The 20,861-nt window shown below is 74.2% G+C and carries 20 protein-coding genes; 11 read left to right on the forward strand and 9 right to left on the reverse strand.

The genetic code is table 11. The features are described 5' to 3' along the window. Positions 1 to 552: 552 nt before the first annotated feature. The 8 genes from IEZ20_RS22390 (at position 553) to IEZ20_RS22425 (ending at position 9,021) form a co-directional block, all read left to right on the forward strand. Positions 553 to 2,364: an ATP-binding protein gene (locus tag IEZ20_RS22390; RefSeq protein ID WP_189301514.1), complete on the forward strand. Its 1,812-nt coding sequence runs from the start codon at positions 553 to 555 to the stop codon at positions 2,362 to 2,364. Further along, positions 2,361 to 2,768, forward strand: a complete 408-nt coding sequence (locus IEZ20_RS22395) for a roadblock/LC7 domain-containing protein (protein ID WP_189301516.1) — start codon at positions 2,361 to 2,363, stop codon at positions 2,766 to 2,768. The genes IEZ20_RS22390 and IEZ20_RS22395 overlap by 4 nt, the downstream gene beginning before the upstream one ends. Continuing rightward, entirely contained in the window at positions 2,765 to 3,124 is a 360-nt protein-coding gene (locus tag IEZ20_RS22400; protein WP_189301518.1) for a DUF742 domain-containing protein, read from the forward strand. The genes IEZ20_RS22395 and IEZ20_RS22400 overlap by 4 nt, the downstream gene beginning before the upstream one ends. Continuing rightward, positions 3,105 to 3,731, forward strand: a complete 627-nt coding sequence (locus tag IEZ20_RS22405; protein WP_373303954.1) for a GTP-binding protein — start codon at positions 3,105 to 3,107, stop codon at positions 3,729 to 3,731. The genes IEZ20_RS22400 and IEZ20_RS22405 overlap by 20 nt, the downstream gene beginning before the upstream one ends. Next, a complete protein-coding gene (locus IEZ20_RS22410) occupies positions 3,728 to 4,939 on the forward strand; it encodes a cytochrome P450 (RefSeq protein ID WP_189301520.1) in 1,212 nt (403 codons plus the stop codon). The genes IEZ20_RS22405 and IEZ20_RS22410 overlap by 4 nt, the downstream gene beginning before the upstream one ends. A gap of 94 nt (positions 4,940 to 5,033) precedes the next feature. Next, complete coding sequence (locus IEZ20_RS22415; RefSeq protein WP_189301522.1) at positions 5,034 to 6,260, forward strand: cytochrome P450 family protein; 1,227 nt, start codon at positions 5,034 to 5,036, stop codon at positions 6,258 to 6,260. A gap of 205 nt (positions 6,261 to 6,465) precedes the next feature. Beyond that, positions 6,466 to 7,455 carry an aldo/keto reductase gene (locus IEZ20_RS22420; protein WP_189301524.1) on the forward strand — a complete coding sequence of 330 codons (990 nt, stop codon included), beginning with the start codon at positions 6,466 to 6,468 and terminating at the stop codon, positions 7,453 to 7,455. 321 nt (positions 7,456 to 7,776) lie between these two features. After that, on the forward strand, positions 7,777 to 9,021 hold the full coding sequence (locus IEZ20_RS22425) for an MFS transporter (RefSeq protein ID WP_229896194.1): 1,245 nt from the start codon (positions 7,777 to 7,779) through the stop codon (positions 9,019 to 9,021). Positions 9,022 to 9,070: 49 nt separating this feature from the next. Here IEZ20_RS22425 and IEZ20_RS22430 read toward each other — a convergent pair whose 3' ends face one another. From IEZ20_RS22430 to IEZ20_RS22440, 3 genes are read right to left on the reverse strand one after another with little or no spacing between them, the layout of a single operon-like run. Continuing rightward, the gene (locus IEZ20_RS22430; protein WP_189301527.1) at positions 9,071 to 9,802 is read right to left on the reverse strand and encodes a metallophosphoesterase family protein; all 732 of its coding nucleotides are present in this window, start codon (positions 9,800 to 9,802) and stop codon (positions 9,071 to 9,073) included. Next, positions 9,799 to 10,077: a BON domain-containing protein gene (locus IEZ20_RS22435; protein ID WP_189301529.1), complete on the reverse strand. Its 279-nt coding sequence runs from the start codon at positions 10,075 to 10,077 to the stop codon at positions 9,799 to 9,801. The genes IEZ20_RS22430 and IEZ20_RS22435 overlap by 4 nt, the downstream gene beginning before the upstream one ends. Then, positions 10,074 to 10,760 carry a nucleotidyltransferase family protein gene (locus IEZ20_RS22440; protein ID WP_189301532.1) on the reverse strand — a complete coding sequence of 229 codons (687 nt, stop codon included), beginning with the start codon at positions 10,758 to 10,760 and terminating at the stop codon, positions 10,074 to 10,076. Before IEZ20_RS22440 ends, IEZ20_RS22435 begins: the two co-directional genes overlap by 4 nt. Positions 10,761 to 10,916: 156 nt before the next feature. On the opposite strand from IEZ20_RS22440, the gene IEZ20_RS22445 reads away from it, so the two are divergent. Both IEZ20_RS22445 and IEZ20_RS22450 read left to right on the forward strand, forming a co-directional pair. Continuing rightward, positions 10,917 to 12,068, forward strand: coding sequence for a PP2C family protein-serine/threonine phosphatase (locus tag IEZ20_RS22445; protein ID WP_189301534.1), 1,152 nt, complete (start codon positions 10,917 to 10,919; stop codon positions 12,066 to 12,068). Between the two features lie 292 nt (positions 12,069 to 12,360). After that, positions 12,361 to 13,437, forward strand: coding sequence for a glycerophosphodiester phosphodiesterase family protein (locus IEZ20_RS22450; RefSeq protein WP_189301536.1), 1,077 nt, complete (start codon positions 12,361 to 12,363; stop codon positions 13,435 to 13,437). 66 nt (positions 13,438 to 13,503) lie between these two features. Here IEZ20_RS22450 and IEZ20_RS22455 read toward each other — a convergent pair whose 3' ends face one another. From IEZ20_RS22455 to IEZ20_RS22465, 3 genes are all read right to left on the reverse strand, one after another. After that, positions 13,504 to 14,013, reverse strand: a complete 510-nt coding sequence (locus tag IEZ20_RS22455; RefSeq protein WP_189301538.1) for a hypothetical protein — start codon at positions 14,011 to 14,013, stop codon at positions 13,504 to 13,506. A gap of 191 nt (positions 14,014 to 14,204) precedes the next feature. Further along, positions 14,205 to 15,020: an SAM-dependent methyltransferase gene (locus tag IEZ20_RS22460; protein ID WP_189301540.1), complete on the reverse strand. Its 816-nt coding sequence runs from the start codon at positions 15,018 to 15,020 to the stop codon at positions 14,205 to 14,207. Positions 15,021 to 15,091: 71 nt separating this feature from the next. Beyond that, on the reverse strand, positions 15,092 to 15,967 hold the full coding sequence (locus IEZ20_RS22465; protein WP_189301542.1) for a Sco1979 family transcriptional regulator: 876 nt from the start codon (positions 15,965 to 15,967) through the stop codon (positions 15,092 to 15,094). 964 nt (positions 15,968 to 16,931) lie between these two features. Here IEZ20_RS22465 and IEZ20_RS22470 point away from each other — a divergent pair. Then, positions 16,932 to 17,588: a GNAT family N-acetyltransferase gene (locus tag IEZ20_RS22470; RefSeq protein ID WP_189301544.1), complete on the forward strand. Its 657-nt coding sequence runs from the start codon at positions 16,932 to 16,934 to the stop codon at positions 17,586 to 17,588. A 42-nt stretch (positions 17,589 to 17,630) separates the two neighbouring features. Here IEZ20_RS22470 and IEZ20_RS22475 read toward each other — a convergent pair whose 3' ends face one another. The 3 genes from IEZ20_RS22475 to IEZ20_RS22485 all read right to left on the reverse strand — a co-directional run bounded on the left by IEZ20_RS22475 (position 17,631) and on the right by IEZ20_RS22485 (position 20,840). Continuing rightward, positions 17,631 to 18,566: an acyl-CoA desaturase gene (locus IEZ20_RS22475; protein WP_189301546.1), complete on the reverse strand. Its 936-nt coding sequence runs from the start codon at positions 18,564 to 18,566 to the stop codon at positions 17,631 to 17,633. Positions 18,567 to 18,635: 69 nt separating this feature from the next. Next, complete coding sequence (locus IEZ20_RS22480) at positions 18,636 to 19,883, reverse strand: beta-ketoacyl-[acyl-carrier-protein] synthase family protein (RefSeq protein WP_189301549.1); 1,248 nt, start codon at positions 19,881 to 19,883, stop codon at positions 18,636 to 18,638. 270 nt (positions 19,884 to 20,153) lie between these two features. Then, complete coding sequence (locus IEZ20_RS22485) at positions 20,154 to 20,840, reverse strand: lysophospholipid acyltransferase family protein (RefSeq protein WP_189301551.1); 687 nt, start codon at positions 20,838 to 20,840, stop codon at positions 20,154 to 20,156. Between the last annotated feature and the right edge of the window lie 21 nt (positions 20,841 to 20,861).

Here is a 20,861-nt window from a genome sequence, read left to right on the forward strand (position 1 = left end):
GGTGCGGTGAGGGCGGCCTCGGTGTTGCTGGTGAAGCGGGGCGGCCCGGTGTGTGTGCACTCGCGGGTGTGGAAGACGCCGGGGACGGACGGTGTGCGGTGCGGGGGCGAATCCGGCCGGGTCCTCGGCCCAGCGGCCGTTCCCCAGGTCGGCGTGGCGGGCGGTGGCCCGCAGCATGCGGGGACCGGAGCCGCCGGTCAGCAGGGGCGGGGCCGCCGGGCGTACTCCGCATACGGGAGGCGGCCTCGGCCGGCGCGCTGAGGGTGGTCCGGCATTCCCGGATGCCTTCGGCGGGCTCGCCGACCTCGCGGAAGAGCAGCACCCCGTGCCCCTGGCCGGCGACCGCCCCGCGCACCGGAACACGAGCGCCGAGATCGGGTGCGGCCCTCCGATGTGAGCGTCCGGTTACCGGAACGCACCCGGAATCTTTCTGTTTCGATCAGGAACTCTCGTATAGTGACCGCCAGTTCACCACCGGTGTCACCACGCACCACCCGAGCCTTCCTGCCCGCCCCACCCAGCCCTCTCTGCCGCGAGGACCAGACCGGACCGATGACCGCGCCCACGCACCCCGGCGACCGACCTTCCCTCCGTACGTTCGTCTCCGCCCTCGCCGTGACCGGTGTCCTGTCGGCGCTCGCGGTCTTCGCGGCCGTGGCGGTGGCGCCGGGCTCGGTGCGCACCCCGCTCGCCTGGGGCGCGGGCGCCGCAGCCGTCGTGCTCAGCGTCGCGGTGGCCACGGCCGCCCACGCCCTGCGGGCCGAGCGCACCACCCGGCGCAGGCTGGAGGGCGTCACCCAGGACGTCGGACGGCTGCTCCAGCAGCAGGCCCGTACGACCGAGGAGGCACGCCGGGAGCAGCAGCGACTCATCGACGAACTCGCCCAGCAGCGAACCGAGTTCACGGAGTCGTTCGCGGCCGAACGGGCCCGTCTGGAGGAGGAGGGCACCCGGGAGCTGGACCGGCTCCGGCAGGAGAACGCCCGGCTCCGCGGCGAGTCGGAGCGGGCCCGGCGGGAGCGGGCCACCGCGCTCTCCGCTACGGCCAACGCCGCCGCCCGGATGCAGGCCCTCGCCACGGCCACGCTCGCCGACCTGCGGGCGATGGAGGACCGGCACACCGACGAGGACGTACTGGCCGACCTGCTCCACCTCGACCACCGCACCGCCCAGGCCGGCCGGCTCGCGGACTCCGTCGCCGTGCTGACGGGGGCGCGTTCGGGTCGCCGGTGGGCGCGGCCGATCGGGATGGAGTCGATCCTGCGCGGCGCGATGGGCCGGATCGCCGGCTACCGGCGGGTCCGGGTGCACTCGGTCAGCGAGGCCGCCGTCGCCGGGCACGCCGCCGAGGGCGTGATGCACGCGCTCGCCGAACTCCTCGACAACGCCGCGAACTTCTCGCCGCCGACGGCCGAGGTCCACGTCTACGTGGAGGAGGTGCCGGCCGGGGTCATCGTGTCCGTGGAGGACAGCGGGCTGGTGATGGGCGAGGTGCAGCTGCGCCGCGCCGAGCGCGCGGTCTCCGGTGACATCACCGGGCTGGGCGGCCTGACCGGTACCCGGCTCGGCCTCGCCGTGGTCGGCCGACTGGCCCGCAAGCACGGGCTGACGGTGTCGTTCCGGCCGTCGGCGCGCGGCGGCACGGGTGTGCTGATGCTCATCCCGCAGTCCCTGCTGACCAGCCCCGCCCCGGCCGGGCCCGCGACCGCGGCCCCACGCCCGGAGAACGGTCCGGCCACCACGGCCCCGCACCCGGAGAACGGCCCGGCCACCACGGCCCCGCACCCGGAGAGCGGCCCGTCCCGCCCCAAGGGCGACCTGTCCGCTGCGGCACCGGTCGCCGTGGAAGCCGCCGCCGTCCCCGAGTCCGCCGCGCCGTCGGAGCCGGGCCCGGCCGGGCTGCCCAAGCGGCGCCGGGGCCGTACGCTCGCCGCGGCCGAGCGCGCCCGGTCCGCGCCGGGCACCGCCACGTCCCGCACCGCGCCGGCCGCCGGCGAGGGCAAGGCCCGCGCGGCCCGCTTCAGCAGCTTCCGCCAGGCGGTACGCCCGTCGGCACCGGCGGCGCCCCCGCCCGTCGCGGACGACCAGGCCGGGACCCCGGCCCCGCCCCCGGAGGACGACGGCCCCCCGAGCACCGCCCCGCAGACCGACCCCGCGCACGCCACGGCGCCGGACGACCGGGGCGCCGTACCCGTACGGGACGGTGCACGGGACAGCCGGACGGCCGACGCCCCGCACGGCCCCGCGCCGGACGCGCACGACTCCTCCCGCGGTGCCGGCGAAGCGTCGTACGGCGCTGCCGGGCACAGCTCCCCCGCCCCCTCTCACCCGCACGTGCACCTGGAAGGCGACACCACTTCATGACCGGCCCGACCACCACCGACGACAAGCTGACCTGGCTCCTGGAGGGCCTGCTGGAGAGGACCCCGGGTGCCCGGCACGCGCTCGTGCTGTCCCGGGACGGGCTGAAGCTGTGCCGGACTCCGGAGCTGACCGTCGACCAGGCCGACCAGCTCGCCGCGATCGCCGCCGGCATCCAGTCGCTCTCGCACGGGGCGTCCGTGGAGTTCGGCGACGGAAGCGGCGGGGTGCGCTCGGCGATGACGGAGTTCTACGGCGGTGTGCTGTTCATCGTGGAGGCGGGTGCCGGCGCCCATCTGGCCGTGGTCACCACGGAGGACGCGGACGCCGGTGTCGTCGGCCACAACATGAGCGAACTGGTGGAGCAGCTCGGCGAGTACCTGACCGCTCTGCCCCGCAGCTCATGAGCCGACCGGGCAACCGTCCGGGGCGGGACGACGCCCCGGACCGGCTGTACACCCTCACCCAGGGACGCACCCGGACCGGCCCCGACAACCCCTTCGACCTGGTCACCCTCGTCGTCGCCGAGTCGGAACCGGTGACCGGCATGCAGTCGGAGCACGTGGCGATCCTGAAGCTGACCCGGTCCCCCACCTCGGTGGTGGAGATCGCCGCCGAGCTGCGGCTGCCCGTGGGCATCACCAAGGTGCTGCTGGCCGACCTGCTGGCGGCGGGCCGGGTGAGCGCCCGCCATCCGCACCGGCCCGCCATTACCGATCCCGACATCCTGGAGCAGGTGCTCGTTGGACTCCGCAACCTCTGAGGCACGCACCCCCCTGGGCGCCTCCGCCGACCAGGGTTTCAAGATCGTGGTCGTGGGCGGCTTCGGCGTCGGCAAGACCACGCTGGTCCGCTCGGTCAGCGAGATCCGCCCCCTCAACACCGAGGAGACGATGACGCAGGCCGGTGCGACGGTGGACGACATCCGCCAGGTGCGGGGCAAGTCGGCCACCACGGTCGCCTTCGACTTCGGCCGGATCAGTCTGGACGCCCGCAAGGTGCTGTACCTGTTCGGGGCGCCGGGCCAGGAACGGTTCTGGTTCCTGTGGGACCGGCTGTTCTCCGGCACGCTCGGCGCGGTCGTGCTGGTCGACACCCGGCGCATCGACGACTCCTGGTACGCCATCGACCGGCTGGAGCACCACGGCACGCCGTTCGTCGTGGCCTGCAACGACTTCGGCGGCCCCGTCCGCGCCGGTGCCGAGGTCCGCGAGGCCCTGGACCTGGATCCGCAGGTGCCGCTGATCGACTGCGACGCCCGCTCCCGGGAGTCGGGCAAGCAGGTGCTGATCACGCTGGTGCAGCACGTGAAGAACCGGTACGCCGACCCGTCCGCGCGGGCGGGCCTGCCCCGACAGGAGTTCGTGTGACCACCCCCGACGCCGTCCCGCTCAGCGGGCCCCGGTTCCAGACCGAACCCGCCCGGCTGTACCGGGAGATGCGCCGCGACCACGGCGCCGTCGTCCCGGTGCTGCTCGACGGCGACGTCCCGGCCTGGCTGGTGCTGGGCTACCGCGAGCTGCACCAGGTCACCGGCGACCCGGTGCTGTTCAGCCGGGACTCGGACCTGTGGAACCAGTGGGACGACATCCCCGCCGACTGGCCGCTGCTGCCGATGATCGGCCGCAAGCAGCCGTCGATCCTCTACACGGTCGGTGAACGGCACCGGCAGCGCGCCGGCATGATCAGCAACGCGCTGGAGGAGGTGGACCCGTTCGAACTGCGCGGGCACGCCGAGCGGTTCGCGGACGAGCTGATCGACGCGCTGTGCGCGGCGGGCGAGGCGGACCTGGTCGCGCAGTACGCGATGCTGCTGCCGGTGCGGGTCCTGGCCCGGCTGTACGGCTTCCCGGACGAGGACGGCCCCGGACTGGTCACCGCCCTCAACGACATGATCGACGGCCGGGAGCGGGCGCTGGCCGGGCAGGCCCATCTCGCCGCGTCCATGGGCCAGTTGCTGGCCGACCGGAGGAAGGAGCCCGCGGACGACGTCGTCTCCCGGATGCTCGCCGACGAGAGCGGCTTCACCGACGAGGAGATCGCGCAGGACCTGATGGTGATGATGGCGGCCGGGCACCAGCCGACCGCCGACTGGATCGGCAACTCCCTGCGGCTGATGCTGACCGACGACCGGTTCGCCGCCTCCCTGTTCGGCGGGCGCAACAGCGTCGCCGAGGCGATGAACGAGGTGCTGTGGGAGGACACCCCGACGCAGAACGTGGCCGGTCGCTGGGCCGCCCGCGACACCCGTCTCGGCGGCCGGGCCGTCAAGGCGGGCGACCTGCTGCTGCTCGGACTGCAGGGGGCCAACTCCGACCCGCAGGTGCGGACCGACGCCTCCGCGCTGACCGGCGGCAACAACGCGCACTTCTCCTTCGGCCACGGCGAGCACCGCTGTCCGTTCCCCGCGCAGGAGATCGCCGAGGTGATCGCGCGCACCGGCATCGAGGTGGTCCTGGACCGGCTCCCGGACATCGACCTGGCGGTGCCCGCCGAGTCCCTCACCCGCCGTCCCTCGCCGTGGCTGAGGGGGCTGACCCGGCTGCCCGTCCGCTTCACCCCCGTACCCGCCCTGTGACGACCCGCTGTTCCGCCGTGCCCCCGGGGCCCGTCCCCGGGACCGGCGCCGTGCTCGCCGTACTTCCGACCCCTGCCCTGGGAGGCACGTCACGATGACGACCGGTACCGAAGCACCCCGCATCGCCCTGGACCCCTTCGTCACCGACCTGGACGCCGAGAGCGCGGCGCTGCGCGCGGCCGGCCCGCTCGCCGCCGTCGAGCTGCCCGGCGGGGTACCGGTGTGGGCCGTCACCCACCACGCCGAGGCGAAGGCGCTGCTCACCGATCCGCGGCTGGTGAAGGACATCAACGTGTGGGGCGCCTGGCGGCGCGGTGAGATACCCGCGGACTGGCCGCTGATCGGCCTGGCCAACCCGGGCCGCTCCATGCTCACGGTGGACGGCGCCGACCACCGCCGGCTGCGCACCCTGGTCGCGCAGGCGCTCACCCCGCGCCGGGTGGAGCGGATGCGGGAGCGGATCGAGAAGCTCACCCAGGACCTGCTGGACGCGCTGCCCGCGGACGGCTCCGCCGTCGACCTGAAGGCGGCCTTCGCCTACCCGCTGCCCATGTACGTCATCGCCGACCTCATGGGGATCGAGGAGGCGCGGCTGCCCCGGCTGAAGGTGCTGTTCGAGAAGTTCTTCTCCACGCAGACCCCGCCCGAGGAGGTCGTCGCGACCCTCACCGAGCTGGCGCGGATCATGGCCGAGACGGTCGCGGCCAAGCGGGCCGAGCCCGGCGACGACCTGACCAGCGCGCTGGTCCTCGCCTCTCAGGACGGAGACCGGCTCACCGACGAGGAGATCGTCTCCACCCTCCAGCTGATGGTGGCGGCGGGCCACGAGACGACGATCTCCCTGATCGTCAACGCCGTCGTCAACCTCTCCACCCACCCCGGGCAGCGGGACCTGGTGCTGTCCGGGCAGGCCGACTGGCCGGCGGTGATCGAGGAGACCCTGCGCTTCTCCACCCCCACCTCCCACGTCCTGATCCGGTTCGCGACCGAGGACGTGCCGGTCGGCGACCAGGTGATCCCGGCCGGGGACGCGCTGATCGTGTCGTACGGCGCGATCGGCCGCGACGAGCACGCGCACGGCCCGACCGCGGGGCGGTTCGACATCACCCGCGAGACGAGGAACCGGCACATCTCCTTCGGTCACGGCCCCCATGTCTGCCCCGGCGCCGCGCTCTCCCGGCTGGAGGCGGGCATCGCCCTGCCGGCGCTGTACGCCCGCTTCCCCCGCCTGGACCTGGCCGTTCCGGCGGCCGAACTCCGCAACAAGCCGGTGGTCACCCAGAACGACCTGTTCGAACTGCCGGTGCTCCTGAATCCGTAGCCCGCAGGAATCCGCAGCCCCCGCGGGCGGGGGACCGCTCCTTGACTTCGAGAGCGCTCCAGCTCGTAGCGTCACCGACGGCACGCACAGGGCCCCGGGCCCGGCGTCCCCCACGGGATGCCGGGTGCCGGGATCCGTCGCTAGATGGAGACAGGCCGTGTGCCGTGCCGGAACGACGATCAAGGGTGCGAGAAAGGGATTCCTCATGCAGAAGCGCAGGCTGCGGGACCTCCAGGTATCGGCCATCGGGCTCGGGTGCATGGGCATGTCCGCGTTCTACGGCTCCGCCGACCGGGAGGAGGGCATCGCGACCATCCGGCGCGCCCTCGACCTCGGCATCGACTTCCTGGACACGGCGCAGGTCTACGGGCCGCTCACCAACGAGTCGCTCGTCGGCGAGGCGATCAGGGGGCACCGCGACGCGTACGTGATCGCGACGAAGTTCAACTACCGGATGGACGACGCCGTACCGGGCGACATGAGCACGGTCGGCCGGCAGGACGGCTCGGCCGCGCACGTGCGGGCCTCGGTGCACGGTTCGCTCCAGCGGCTCGGCACCGACCACATCGACCTGTACTACCAGCACCGGGTGGACCCGAACGTCCCCATCGAGGAGACGGTCGGCGCGCTCGGCGAGCTGGTCGCCGAGGGCAAGGTCCGGTACATCGGCCTGAGCGAGGCGAGCGCGGAGACCATCCGGCGCGCCCACGCCGTCCACCCGGTCACCGCGGTGCAGAGCGAGTACTCGCTGTGGTCGCGGGACGTGGAGGCCGAGGTGCTGCCCGCCTGCCGGGAGCTCGGCATCGGCTTCGTGCCGTACTCGCCGCTCGGCCGTGGCTTCCTGGCCGGCCGCTTCAGCTCCCCGGACGAGCTGGACGCCAACGACTGGCGTCGGGAGAACCCCCGCTTCACGGACGCCAACCTGCAGGCCAACCTGCGGCTGGCGGAGAAGGTGAAGGAGATCGCCGCCGAGAAGGACGTGACCCCGGCCCAGCTGGCCATCGCCTGGGTGCTGGCGCGGGGCGAGGACCTCGTGCCGATCCCGGGCACCAAGCGCCGCACCTACCTGGAGCAGAACGCCGCCGCGACCGACATCGAGCTGACCGCGCAGGACCTGGCCCGCATCGACGCCGAGCTGCCTCGGGCGGCGGGTGAGCGGTACGACGAGGCGGGGATGCGTACGGTCAACCGCTGACCGGGCACCCCGCTTCCCCGCCCTCTCTGTGAGGAACCCCACGCGGGTGCCAACCGGCTTGGGGCAGCGGGTGTTTGGGGAATACCGGCCCGGGACGGCGGGCCGGCCGGCGTCGACCGCGGTGTCCCGTCTGCCACCATGGTCGACGCCCTGACCAGGCGGCCCGGCCGTGCAACGCCGCCGGACCGACGGGATCCGCCGGTCCGCTCCGATCGCCTGGTTGTGTACCCCGCCGTGTCCTCTTCCTCCGCCCTGCCCCCGTCCGCGCCCGCCACCGCCCCGGCCTCACGTTCGCCGTGGCGCTCCCTGCGGTACCGGAGCATGCGGTGGTGGTCGGCCGCCAACTTCGTCTCCAACGCCGGTACGTGGATGCAGCTCACGGTGCAGAACCTGCTCGTGCTGCACATCACGGGCTCGGCCGCGGCGACCGGTCTGTCCATGTCCGTCCAGGCGGCGCCCGCGCTGTTCGTGAGCCTCCTCGGCGGCGCGGCCGTGGACCGCTGGCCGCGGAAGCTGACGGTCGCCGTGAGCCAGGCCCTGCTCGGCGCGGTGGCCTTCACGACGGCGCTGCTCGTGGCGCTGGACCGGATCGACATGACGGCGCTGCTGGTGCTGGCCGCCGTGACCGGTGTCATCGCCACCGTCGACGGTCCGGCCTGCGCGCTGCTCGGCAACGATCTCGTGCCGGTGGCGGACGTGCCGTCCGCGATCGGGGTGGGCGCGCTGGTGCACAGCTCCGGCCGGCTGGCCGGCACCGCCCTGGCCGGCGTGACCGTCGGCTTCCTCGGCACCGGCGCCGCCTACGCGGCGAACGGGCTGTCGTTCCTGTTCGTGGCCGCAGTGGTGCCGTTCCTGCGGCCGGCGCCCGGGACCGCCTCCCAGGAGCCCGGGCCGCGGGTCGTTCCGGTGCGCGGGGAGATGACCGTACGCGAGGGTCTGTCCTTCTTCGCGCGCCGCCCCCGCCTGGTCGCGCTCGCCGGTATCACCGGGCTCAGCTCCGTCTTCGGCCGGAACTACGGCCTGACGCTCGCCGTCCTCGTCACCGGACCCCTGGCCGGCGGCGCGGGGGCGTTCGGCACCGTCTCCACCGTGCTCGCCGTCGGCGGCATCCTCGGCGCGGTCCTCGGCGCCCGGCTGCGCAGGCCTTCCGTGCGAACCGTGGGCCTGCTCGCGGCGGCGGGCGCGCTGCTCCAGGTGGTGGCGGGTCTGTCGCCGTCCCTGGCGGTGCTGCTGGTGCTGGTGCTGCCGATGGCGGTCGTGGAGTCCGTCTCCGACACCGCCGGTACGGCCGTCCTGCAGACCGACCCGCCGCCCCATCTGCGGGGCCGGGTGCTCGGGGTGTGGAGCAGCATCGGCACGGTGTGGGGCCTCGGCGGCCCCCCGCTGCTGGGCCTGCTGATGGAGTGGGCCGGGGCGCGCGGCGCGCTGGTGGCCGGCGGACTGCTCATCGCCGGGTCGGTCGGCGCGGGTCTGCTCCTGCGCCGCCGCGGCGGGCCGGTGCCGCTGACGCTGCGCACGAAGGACGGCGACGTCTCCGGCCGCGAGGCCCTGCAGACGGCGGCCTGAGGGCCGTACGGCGTCCCGGCCGGGGGGTGGCGCACGGCCTCGGACGTGCTCAGCCGTGCCGGCCGGGCAGGTGGTACACGTGGAACGCCTGCCCGATCACCGGCTGGGCGACATTGCGCACGCGGACGCCCCCGCTGGTCATGCCGTGCTCGGTGCCCGCGTGGGCGTGGCCGTGCACCGCGAGGTCGGCGCCGCCGGTGTCGATGGCCTCCGCGAGCAGATAGCTGCCGAGGAAGGGATAGATCTCCAGCGGCTCCCCGGCCAGGGTGTCCGGCACCGGCGAGAAGTGGGTCAGCGCGATCCGTGCGTCGCAGTCCTGCTCGTCCAGGTGCTTCAGCGCGCTGTGCAGCCCGTCGGCGCACCGGCGGGTGTAGCGGACGAACTCCTTCATCAGCGGTTCGCCGAACTCCCCGGCGCAGCGGCCGACGAAGCCGCCGCCGAAGCCCTTGGTCCCGGCGACCCCGATCCGGGCGCCGTCGACGCCGACGACGGCGGCCTCCCCTTCCAGGACGTGCGCGCCCGCGTCCCGGAGGATCGCGGTGACCTCCTCGGGGCGCTCGTCGTGGTGGTCGTGGTTGCCGAGCACGGCGACGACGGGCACCCCGAGATCCTTGATCTCCCGGGCGACGATCGCGGCCTCCTCCGGTGTGCCGTGCCGGGTGAGGTCGCCGGCGAGCAGCAGGACGTCGGCACACCCGGGCAGCGTCTCGAAGGAGGGCCGCAGGGTGCCCTGGCTCTCGGGGCCCATGTGGATGTCTCCCACGGCCGCGACGCGGATCATGTCAGGTCCTCTCCGTGGTCGGGCGAGGACGTCCCGGCGATGAGCAGGTCGCTGTGGACCGGGTGCCCCGCCAGTTCCTCGCGGGCCATGCGCAGGATGTCGTCCCGGCACTGGGTGGACGGCACGGTGCCGGTGAGCAGGACGGCGTCGCCGCGCAGTTCGAGCCGTACGCCGAGTTCCGCGAGGTCTCCGGCGGCCAGGTGCTCGGCGAGATGGGCGACGCGGTAGTCGAGGTTGGCCGTCGCCGGCGGGGGCGGCGGGCTCGTGTCGGTCATGGCTGCCCCTCCTGGGCGTCGATCACGTTCAGCCGTTCGAGCAGGAAGAGGAAGGCGGCCGGCATCGGCTGGTCGCCGCAGGCCGCACGGACCGCGTCCCAGTCGACCTTCTCGCGGACGGCGCGGGCCACCGGCAGCACCGACCCGAAGTCGCAGTAGTGCTCGGAGAAGGCGCTGATCAGACTGTGGATCAGGTCGGTCGGGCAGAGCACGGGCATGAGGACGGAGTCGACCGGCAGGACGTGCGCCCGGTCGAGCATCTCCCGGGTGACGGGCTGGTGCGCCAGCGCGAAGATGATGTCGACGTTCTGCCCGTGGCAGGTGGTCTTCAGCAGCCAGTCCTCCAGCGGGGTCCGCACGCCCAGGCCGGCCTCCCGCAGGGTGGCGGCGACCGCCTCCGCGTCCTCGGGCAGGATGGCGAAGTCCGCGTCGTGCTGGAGGTAGCGACTGCCGCCGTGGGCGTAGACGGCCACACTGCCGGCCAGCGCGAACGTATGACCGGCGCGTTTGAGCAGCGCGCCGATCTGTTTCGCGGCCTCCAGGATCGCCTGGCTGCGGTCGTGCGGCAGATCCGGTGGATCCGGCGCGGGCATCGGCTGTGCGTCCGGTCCGTCCGAGGCGAGCCGGAGTCCGGTGACCTCCGGCCGCTTCACGGGCGCGGTGTCCTCCCCGTTGTGCGTCATGACCTCTCCATTCGGCACCCTGCACCCGGGCGGCCGGGCCGGCCCCCCGGGAGCCGTACGGGTACCCTCCGCGACGTCGGCGACACGGCATGGGGGTACGGGTTCACCCGTGGCGGCGAGTGGCCGGGCGACCCGCCCGGGAGCACGCTGGTAGGCATGGCACCCCGGAGCGGGGGGGCGGGCCCGCGGCAGCCGTGGCAGTCGGCGCACGCGCTGCTGGTGCTCCCGGTCGCACTCATCCTGGTGATCACGGTGGTGGACCTGCGGACGCCCTCCAACGTCCATCTGGGGCCGGCCCTGGTGATCGCCCCGGCCCTCACCCCCTCCTTCGCCGGGCCCCGGACCACGGCCGGCGTGGGGGCGCTCGCGGTGGCCGCGCAGGTGTTCATCGGCATCCACCACGGCGGGATCGGTACGAGCAACCACATCGTGCAGATCATCACGCTCACGGTGCTCGTGGTGCTCACCGTCCTCTACAGCGTCCTGCGGGAGCGCCGGCAGGCCCAGCTGGCCCAGGTCCGCACGGTCGCCGAGGCCGCGCAGCACGTCCTGATGTGGCCGCTGCCCGAGCAGATCGGCCCGCTGCGGATCGCCTCGCTGTACCTGGCCGCGGAGGACGAGGCGCAGATCGGCGGCGACCTGTACGCGGCGACCGTCAGCGACGGCTCCGTCCGCCTCCTGATCGGTGACGTGCGGGGCAAGGGGCTGCCCGCCATCGGCGAGGCGGCGCTGCTGCTCGGCTCGTTCCGGGAGAGCGCACACCGGCACATCCCGCTGGCCGAACTGGCGAACCGGCTGAACCAGAGCGTGACGCGCTACGCGGCCGACCTGGAGACCCCGGAGGAGGAGGGGGAGCGGTTCGCCACCGCGCTGCTCGTGGAGATCCCTGACCGGGATCCGGTCACCCGGATGACCAGCTGCGGCCATCCGCCGCCGCTGCTGCTGAGCCCCGGCCACGCCGTGACGGTCCCGAGCCTGCACCCGTCGCCCCCGCTCGGGGTGCACGGCGGGACCGAGCACACGCTGGACGTCTTCTCCTTCGAGCCGGGTGACACGCTGCTGCTCTACACGGACGGGGTCGTGGAGGCCCGGGACGAGCACGGCCGCTTCTACCCCCTCGCCGACCGGGTCGCCCGCTGGACCGACGACAGCCCCGAAGCCCTGATCCACCACCTGCGTCGCGACCTCCTCGCCCACGCCGGCGGCAGTCTCGGCGACGACGCCGCCCTCATCGCCATCCACCGCACCACCAGCGACCGCCGCCGCCACCACCACCACGGCCGAGAGGACACGACCAGCCAGGGGTGAGGGCGGGCGGGGGCGGGGGTGGGCCGGAGGCCGGGGCGCGCCCGGGAAAGGCCGGTCGGCGCCCGCGTTCAGCCGGCCGTGCGGCCATGTCCGGTTCGGAGGGTGGCCCGCGGCGGCGGGGCGTTGCGAGAATCTGGGGGCCTCGACCACAGGGAGGCCCGTGCGCCAGTCGGCCTCCGTGCTCACAGCCGCGCTCCGGCCGCCGCCGCGGAACGCGGACGGAGGGCGCCGCGCCCGTCCTCCCCGCCCCGCTTCTCCCCGCTTCTCCCGCTCCTCTCCCCGGAGGTTCCCGTTGCCCGTACGACACCCGACCGTACGACACCTGTTCGCCGGCCTGGCCCTGCTGCCGGCGCTGCTGTCCCCGGTGGCCGCGCACGCGGCGCCCGCCGGACCCGCGAAGGCCCGCTTCGACCTCCAGGCGCACCGCGGGGGTCTCGGCATGACGACGGAGGAGTCCCTGGAGGGCTTCGGCAAGGCGATGCGGCTCGGGGTGTCCACGCTGGAACTGGACACCCAGGTCACCAGGGATCTCAGGGTGGTCGTCAACCACGACCGGCAGATCAGCGGAGTCAAGTGCAGGGACACCGGCCCGGTCGCGCCCGGTGACCCGCTGTACCCGTACGTCGGCAAGTACATCAAGGACCTGACCCTCGCCCAGGTCAAGACCCTGGACTGCGGCTACCGGCAGCTGCCCGGCTTCCCCGAGCAGGAGGTCGTCGAGGGCTTCCGGATGGTGGAGCTGAGGGACGTGCTGAACCTGGTCAGGAGCTACCGCGCCCGGGACGTCAAGCTGAACATCGAGACCAAGGTGGAGGCGGGCGCGCCCGAGCAGACCGCGCCGCGCGAGGTGTTCGTCCGCCGGGTGTACGAGGAGATCCACCGCTCGGGCGTCGAGCGCCAGGTCACCATCCAGTCCTTCGACTGGGGCGCGCTCAGGGTGATGCACCGGCTGGCGCCGAGGTGGCCGCTGGTGGCGCTGACCAACTACGACTTCCTCCGGGTCGGCGAGCCCGGTGCGTCCCCGTGGCTGGGCGGTATCGACGCGGACGACTACGGCGGGGACTTCGTCCGGGCGGCCGCGACCCTGCCCGGGGTCACCACCCTCTCCCCCACCTACGGTTTCCCGCAGAACGGCAAGGTCGGCGACCCGGGGTTCCGGTTCTACTCCGACGCGGCGATGGTCGCCGAGGCGCACGCCCGCGGGCTGAAGGTGGTGCCGTGGACCTGTGACGACCCGGCGACCGTCGGGGCGCTGATGGACCTCGGCGTCGACGGGATCATCACCGACTATCCCGACCGGGTCCGGCGGATCATGGCCGATCGCGGGATGCCGCTGCCGCGTTCCTACCGCCCGCCAGGCCGCGGCTGACCGGTGCGGCGGGCGTGGGTCCCGCCCCGAATGGGGCGGGGCGGGCCCCACGCCCGTGTCCCCGGGTCAGCCGGCCGGCTTCAGACCGGTGATCTTCAGGGTCTTCAGGTCGGACTGGACGTCGATCCGGCTGACCTGCGCGTGCGGTCCGTCGCTCCAGGTGAGCGTGACCCGGCTGGTGGCGTGGCCCATCCCGGAGCCGGTGTAGGTCACCTTCCACTTCACCGGCACGTTCTGCGCGAACAGGATGCCGTCGGCGTGCTGCTTCTTCTCGTAGGAGGCGACCTGCTTCTGCGCGGCGGCGGAGAGGTAGAACCCGCGCAGCGCCTTGGCGCCGGCCGCGGCGGTGGGGTCGTCGGTGGCCCAGACGGCGTCGATGTAGGCGCCGTAGAAGTCGGCCACGTGCTGGGTGACGTTGCGCGGGTCGCCCTGGGCGGACGACACGGCGGCGGCGCGCGTGGTGTGGCTCGCGGAGGCCCCGGCGAGGGCGGGCGTGACGGCGGCCAGGGTGAGGCCCGCGGTGAGGGCGGCGGCGGTGAGAAGGGTCTTGCGACCACGAACGGACGTGTACGACATGTGTGTCAATCCCCCCGGTTTCGGTACGACCGGACTGATCCGGCTGTTCACGGACTCTAAGACCTCTTTTCCCCGGGGTCGGTTCCGCTTCCGACGCACCTGTTCCGGTCATTCCGCTTCGGGGGCTGTTCTCGTCCGGCCGGGGCGGGGCCGGGGTCCGGGAGGTGGGTCGGACCCCGGCCCCGGGTCTGTCAGGGCTTGCGGGCGACCGCGCCGTACATCGCGATGTCCTCGTCGCGGATGCCCTGCTCACCGCTGCCGTCGGGATGCCACTTGTGCACCTGGACGATGCCGGGCTCGACCAGGTCCAGGCCCGTGAAGAACTCGTGGGCCTCGTCGAGGGTGCGCAGCCGCATCGGCATGTTGCGGGCCGCGTACTCGCGGGCGACCCGGCCCACCTCCTCGGGCGCGAACTCGGCGGTGCCGATGGACATCGCCAGGTGGCTGCCGGAGGGCAGCGGCTCCAGCAGCCGGCGTACGACACCGACCGCGTCGTCCGCGTCCAGCATGAAGTGGACGATCGCGATGACGGTGAGCGCGACCGGCTGGTTCAGGTCCAGGGTCTCGCGCAGTTCGGGCGCGTCCAGGATGGCCGCCGGGTCACGGAAGTCGGCCTCGATGTACGCGGTCCTGCCCTCGGGGGCGCTGGCCAGCAGGCCCTGGGAGAGGGTGAGCACGATCGGGTCGTTGTCGACGTAGACGACCCGGGACTCGGGGGCGACGGCCTGGGCGATCTCGTGCAGGTTGGGCGAGGTCGGGATGCCGGTGCCGATGTCCAGGAACTGGCGCATGCCGGCCTCCTCGGCGAGCCAGCGCACGGCACGGTTCATGAAGTCGCGGTTGGCGCGCATGTGCACCGGGAGCGCGGGCCACTCCCGGGACATCGCGTCGCCCGCCTCCTGGTCGGCGGGGTAGTAGTCCTTGCCGCCGAGTATGTAGTCGTAGATGCGGGCGGAATGGGCGTTCTCGGTGTCGATGCGGTCGGCCGGCCATCCGTTGTCGGGCAACGCCGTGTCTCCCATTCGGTCGAGGGGTCGGGGGGGCTTCGCGTCGGGGCGGGTGCGGTTGCGGGTGCCGGTCACCACTCCTTGCGCAGCGCGCCGAGCAGGGTCTCGGTCCTCGTGGCGGGCGCGGCCTGGGCGCTGAGCCGGTCCAGTGCCTCCCGGTAGACGACGACGTCCTCGGCCTTGTCGAGGTAGGCGGCTCCGGCGAGGCCGCTCAGGTAGGCGATGTCGGGCAGTTCGCGGGCCCGGAACCGGAAGAGGTGGAAGGCACCGGCCCACAGGGCGGGATGCGGCCCGTGGGCGAACGGCATCAGCTGCACGGTGACATGGGGCAGCCGGCTGACCTCGACGAGGCGGTCGATCTGCGCGCGCATCACCCCGGGACCGCCGACCGGCCGGCGCAGCACGGTCTCGTCCATCACCACCCACAGCCGCGGCGGCGCCGGCCGGGACAGCAGCTCCTGGCGGCGCAGGCGCAGGGCGACGCGGCGTTCGGTGGCCTCGGCGGGGGCGTGCGGGCCGGCCGTGGTGAGCAGGGCGCGGGCGTAGTCCTCGGTCTGCAGCAGCCCGTGCACGAACTGGTTCTCGTAGGCGCGGATCTGTACGGCCGCCTGCTCCAGGCTGAGGTAGGCGGCGACCCACTCGGGCATGACGTCGCGGTAGGTGTGCCACCAGCCGCGTTTGTTGGCCTCGCGGACGGACTGCAGGAAGGTGTCGACCTCCTGCTGGTCGGTGACGCCGTAGACCTGGAGGAGTTTCTCGGCGTCCGCGAGCCGCAGCCGGGCCACCTTGGCGGCCTCCATGCGCCGGATCGTGGAGTGGCTGACCCCGATGGCGGCACCCGCCTCGGCGTAGCTGAGACCGGCCCGGGTGCGCAGTTCCTCCAGTTGTCTGCCGAGGATCATGCGCAGCACGGAAGGAGCGCCGCCCCAGTCGGTGTCCGCGGTCACGCCCACCCCCTCCTCAGGTCCGGTCCCATGGTCACCCTCGCACGCGAGCGGTGACCCGGCCCCCATTCGATCACGTTCTGGCTGATGCAGCATGCACTTGGCCACTTGCAAATTTCAACTTGCCGGTTGCGGAGCGTGGTTGGCAGGTGTCAGAGTGGACTCACTGCTCCGGCCGACCCACGGAGCGGACGGCGCGGCCCGCTCGGGGGAGACAGGCCGCCTGCACGGCCTGCTGTCAGGCGGTGTGACGTCTGCTGCCCGAGCGGCCGGCCCGACGCCCGCACACCCACGCCTGCGAGGCCGGACGAAAGGCGCACGGCGATGACCCCGCCCTCTCCCCTCCGACCGACCCACGACCGCAGACCGGCCCGACGCCGCTCCCCGCGGGGCGGGGTGTTCCCGGCGTCGGTGCCGCAGCGGCTGCCGGTCCAGGCCGGTGTCCCCGTACCACCCGGAGGCGAGCGTCCCGGTCGACTCCCTGGGCCTCACGGCTCCGACCGGCTCGCCTCCGGGGCCGCCCGGCCCGCCCGCCGGGTCCCGCTCCCCTGCCCCGCCGCCCGCCGCGGCACCGGCGGTCCGCCGGGCGCCCGCTGACGAACACCGGCACGGGCGAGGCCTCTTCCGCAGCGGCGCGGAGGAGGCCTCGCCCGCCTCGCCGCCCACCCCCCACATGCACCGACCGCACCACCCGGACCATCCCCCACTCGTCCGAAGGACAGTCATGCACCACACCACCCCCGCCGTCACGCCCGCCCCCGCCGCCGTACCGGCCGCCGACCCGTCCTGGACCCGCACCCGCCCCCGGCCCGGCTCCCAGGAACAGGCCGGCTGAGGCCGTACCGCTTACGGCATCCGCCCCGCGACCCGCTAGATTCACCGCCGGTGCGGAGCGTCCGCACCCGCGGGCGGCCGGGTTCCGTACGGGTCCCGGGTCCGCCGCGTGTGCCGTGGTGCCGGGGGTCCGATGGTCTGGTCGCTGTTCCGCCGCAGCCGGACCGGGTCCGGGCTCCCCGTGCCGGGCCGGTGCGCTCCCGGCCGGCACGTGCTCGCCACCGAGCGACTGCTGCTGTTCACTCCGCGGACGCGTCTGGACGTGGTGGCGGCGCTCGCGGCGAGCGCGGACGCCGAGGCACAGCGGTGGCTCGGCACCCGGGCGGACGAGGTGCTGCCCGACCCCGGTACCCGCCGGGCGCTGCTGGCCTGGCGGCCCGCCGGCGACGACGGCCGCCGGATCCCGCGCGTCCTGGCCGAGCCGTACACGCCCGCCCCGGACGACCCGCTCCTGCTCGTCTGTGTGCGCAGGTCCGACCTCAGCTACGCCGGTGCCCTGGAACTCCAGCCACGGGCGGGCGAGATGGGCGGCTGGCTGGCACCGGGCTGCCGCGGTCAGGGCCTGGGCACGGAGTTGTTCCGCGCGGGGCTGGCGCTGGCCCACACCCATCTGGGACTGGCCACGGTCCGGGCCGGGGCCGAGCCGGGGAACACCGCGAGCCGGCGGTCGCTGACCCGCGCGGGGCTCGCCCCCGACCAGGGGCCGCGCCGGCACACCCTGCCCGACGGCCGCGTGGTCGACGCCGTCTGGCACCGGCACGACACCGCGTCCCCCTCACGCTGCCGCTGACCGCCAGGGACGTGGCCCGTGGGCGTCAGGTGCCCGTGAGCGTCAGGGCGTGTCCTGGCGGCGCCCGGTCACCCGGCGCCGGTCGGGCCAGCGCACGTCGTAGGCCCAGCCGAGGCGTTCGAACCAGCGGATCAGCCGGGCGCTGGCGTCGAGCTGGCCGGTGAGGACTCCGTGCCGGGCGCTGGTGGGGTCGGCGTGGTGCAGGTTGTGCCAGGACTCGCCGAGGGAGAGCGGGGCCAGCCACCACACGTTGCCCGAGCGGTCCCTGCTGCGGAAGGGGCGGGAACCGGTCGCGTGGCAGATGGAGTTGATGGACCAGGTGACATGGTGGACCAGGCAGATCCGGACCAGCCCGGCCCAGAAGAACGCGGTGAGCGCGCCCTGCCAGGACCGGGTCAGTGCCCCGCCCAGCAGCGCGGGCAGGGTGACGGAGGCGAGCACCAGGACGCCGAAGCGCCGGGAGACCGTCATCAGGGTGCGGTCGCGGACGAGGTCGGGGGCGTACTGGCGGGCCGAGGCGTGCTCGGTCTCGAACAGCCAGCCCAGGTGGGCGTGGAGCATGCCCTTGGCGAGGGCGCGGGGTGAGTGGCCGTACCGCCAGGGCGAGTGCGGGTCGCCGTCCCGGTCGGAGTACTTGTGGTGCTTGCGGTGGTCGGCCACCCAGGTGATGAGCGGGCCCTGCACGGCGAGGCTGCCGGCCAGCGCGAGGGCGATCCGCAGCGGCCGTCTGGCCTTGAAGGAGCCGTGGGTGAAGTGCCGGTGGAAGCCGACGGTGATGCCGAGCCCGCTGACCAGGTAGAAGGCGACGGCCAGTGCGAGGTCCACGGGGCTGAGCCCGTGCCGCCAGGCCAGCGGCACGGCGGCGAGGAGGGCGAGGAACGGTACGGCGACGAAGACGCCGATCATCACCTGCTCGCCGGTGGGCCAGGACCGGGTGCCGGCCGCCAGCGGGGTGGATCCGGAGAACTCCGAGGACATGGCGACCCTTTCTCGGCCGGGACGGACTGCCGGGGGGGTGGACTGCCGGGACGGGCTGCCGGGGGCGGACTACTCGACGGCTGTGAAGGCGAGCACGGCGTTCTGGCCGCCGAAGCCGAAGGAGTTGCTGACGGCGGCTCGTATCCGCTGCGGTCGGGGCGCCTTGGTGACGACGTCCAGGTCTATCGCCGGATCGAGGGTGTCCAGGTTGGCGGTGGGCGGGATCAGCTGGTGGCGCAGGGTCAGCACGGTGCAGGCCGCCTCGATGGCCCCGGCACCGCCGATGGCGTGCCCGATGGTGCCCTTGACCGCGGTGACGGGCGGCGGCCGGTGGAAGACCCGGTGCAGGGCGTTGTGTTCGGCCGCGTCGCCCTGCGGGGTGGCGGTGCCGTGCGCGTTGACGTGGTCGACGTCCTCCGGACCGAGGCCCGCGTCGGCGAGGGCGCCGCTCAGGGCGCGGGCGGCGCCGTCGCCGTCGGGGTGCGGTGCGGTGAAGTGGTGGGCGTCGCAGGAGGCGCCGAACCCGGCGAGCAGGGCCGCGGGGCGGGCGCCGCGGGCGCGGGCGTCCTCGGTGCGCTCCAGGACGAGGACGGCGGCGCCCTCGCCGAGCACGAAGCCGTCGCGGTCCCGGTCGAAGGGGCGGGAGGCCGCGTCGGGGGTGTCGGCGCGGCGGGACAGGGCGCGCATCTGGGCGAAGCAGGCGGCGGTCATCCGCAGCCGGGCGGACTCGCTGCCGCCGGCCAGGACCAGGTCGCAGTGGCCGGACAACAGCCAGTCCCGGGCCAGGCCGAGCGCGCTGGTGCCGGAGGCGCAGGCGGTGCTGACCACCATGTTGGGGCCGAGCGCGCCGAGGTCCAGGGCGATTTCGGCGGCGGCCATGTTGGGCACGCTGCGTGGCAGCGCGAGCGGGGAGACGCGTTCGGGGGTGTGGTCGGCGAGCCGGTCGAACTCGGCCTGCCAGCCCTGCATGGACCCGGTGCCGACGCCCATCACCACGCCGACCCGGGCGCCGTCCCAGCCGTCGGTGTCGAGTCCGGCGTCGGCGACCGCCTCGCGGGCGGCGAGCAGCGCGAAGGTCGTGAATCGGTCGAGCCGGCGGGCCAGCCGGTGTCCGAGCAGGCCGGCCGCGTCCAGGGCGGGCACCTGACACGAGAAGGCCACGGGCAGCCCGGCCAGGGCGGGATCGGCGGTGGCGGTGGACCGTCCGGCGCACAGGCCCGCCCAGGCCGCGTCCCGGCCGATGCCCGCCGGGGTTACCAGTCCGAGTCCGGTGACGGCGACGGGGGCACGGCGTACGCCTGTTCTCACCTGCTGCATGGGCCGTGATTATCCGGGCCGGACGACGCGCTTTTGCCCCGCCACAACTCCTTCGGCCCAGGTCGGGGGCTGCTACCACCCGGATGCGCGAATCGGGACCGGGCGCGCGGTGTCGCCCTGCGGGCAGGCGGACCTCCCCCGGCGGGCGGACACCGAGCCGACGGGCGGACACCGAGCCGGCGGGCGGGCACCGAGCCGGCGGGCGGGGCACCGAGTCGGCGGGCGACCTCCTAGCGGGCGGCCCCCATCCGGCGGGCGGACCCCGAGCCGTCAGCGCCGTCCAGCAGTCGGGCGGCCGTTCCCGTCGGCGTCGCCGTCCAGGGCGTGGACCGCGCTCGACCAGGCCTCTGCCAGCGCGGTCTCCAGGTCGTCCAGTGGGTGGGCGGAGGTGTCGAGGCGGAGGGCGGGGCCGATGTGGACGTGGACGCGGGGGCGGCGCACGGGGGCGGTGGCCCAGCCGGCGAGCTGTTTGGCGCGGCTGCCGGAGGAGACGCGGCGGGCGCCCGCGTGCCCGACGGGGATCACCGGCGCGCCGGTCGACAGGGCGAGCCGGACCACTCCCGACTTCAGGCGTCCGGGCGGGCGGTCGTGGGAGGCGCGGTAGCGGGGCAGGCCCCCCTCGGGGTAGACGAGTACGCCACGGCCGGCGGCCAGGGCGTCGGCGGCGGCACGGAGCGCGTCGGGGGCGCGGCGGCTGCCCCGGTGGACGGGCACATGGCCCTCCCGGGTGAGGGCCCGGCCCAGCAGGGGCACCCGCCACAGCCCGGCGGTGGCGAGCACGGCGGGGCGCAGGCCGAGCCGGTGCAGGGTACCGAGGAGCAGCACCGGGTCGAAGAACGAGGTGTGGTTGGCGGCGAGGACGCAGCCTCTGCCGGGCGGCTGCGCCAGGTGCCGGGCGCCGCTCACGCTCGTGTCGCTGAAGACGGGCACCAGGGCCCCGGCCCATGCGGACAGCATCACGCACTCCTCTCCACCGCT

It is taken from the genome of Streptomyces cinerochromogenes (assembly GCF_014648635.1).
GTDB classification, from domain to species: domain Bacteria; phylum Actinomycetota; class Actinomycetes; order Streptomycetales; family Streptomycetaceae; genus Streptomyces; species Streptomyces cinerochromogenes.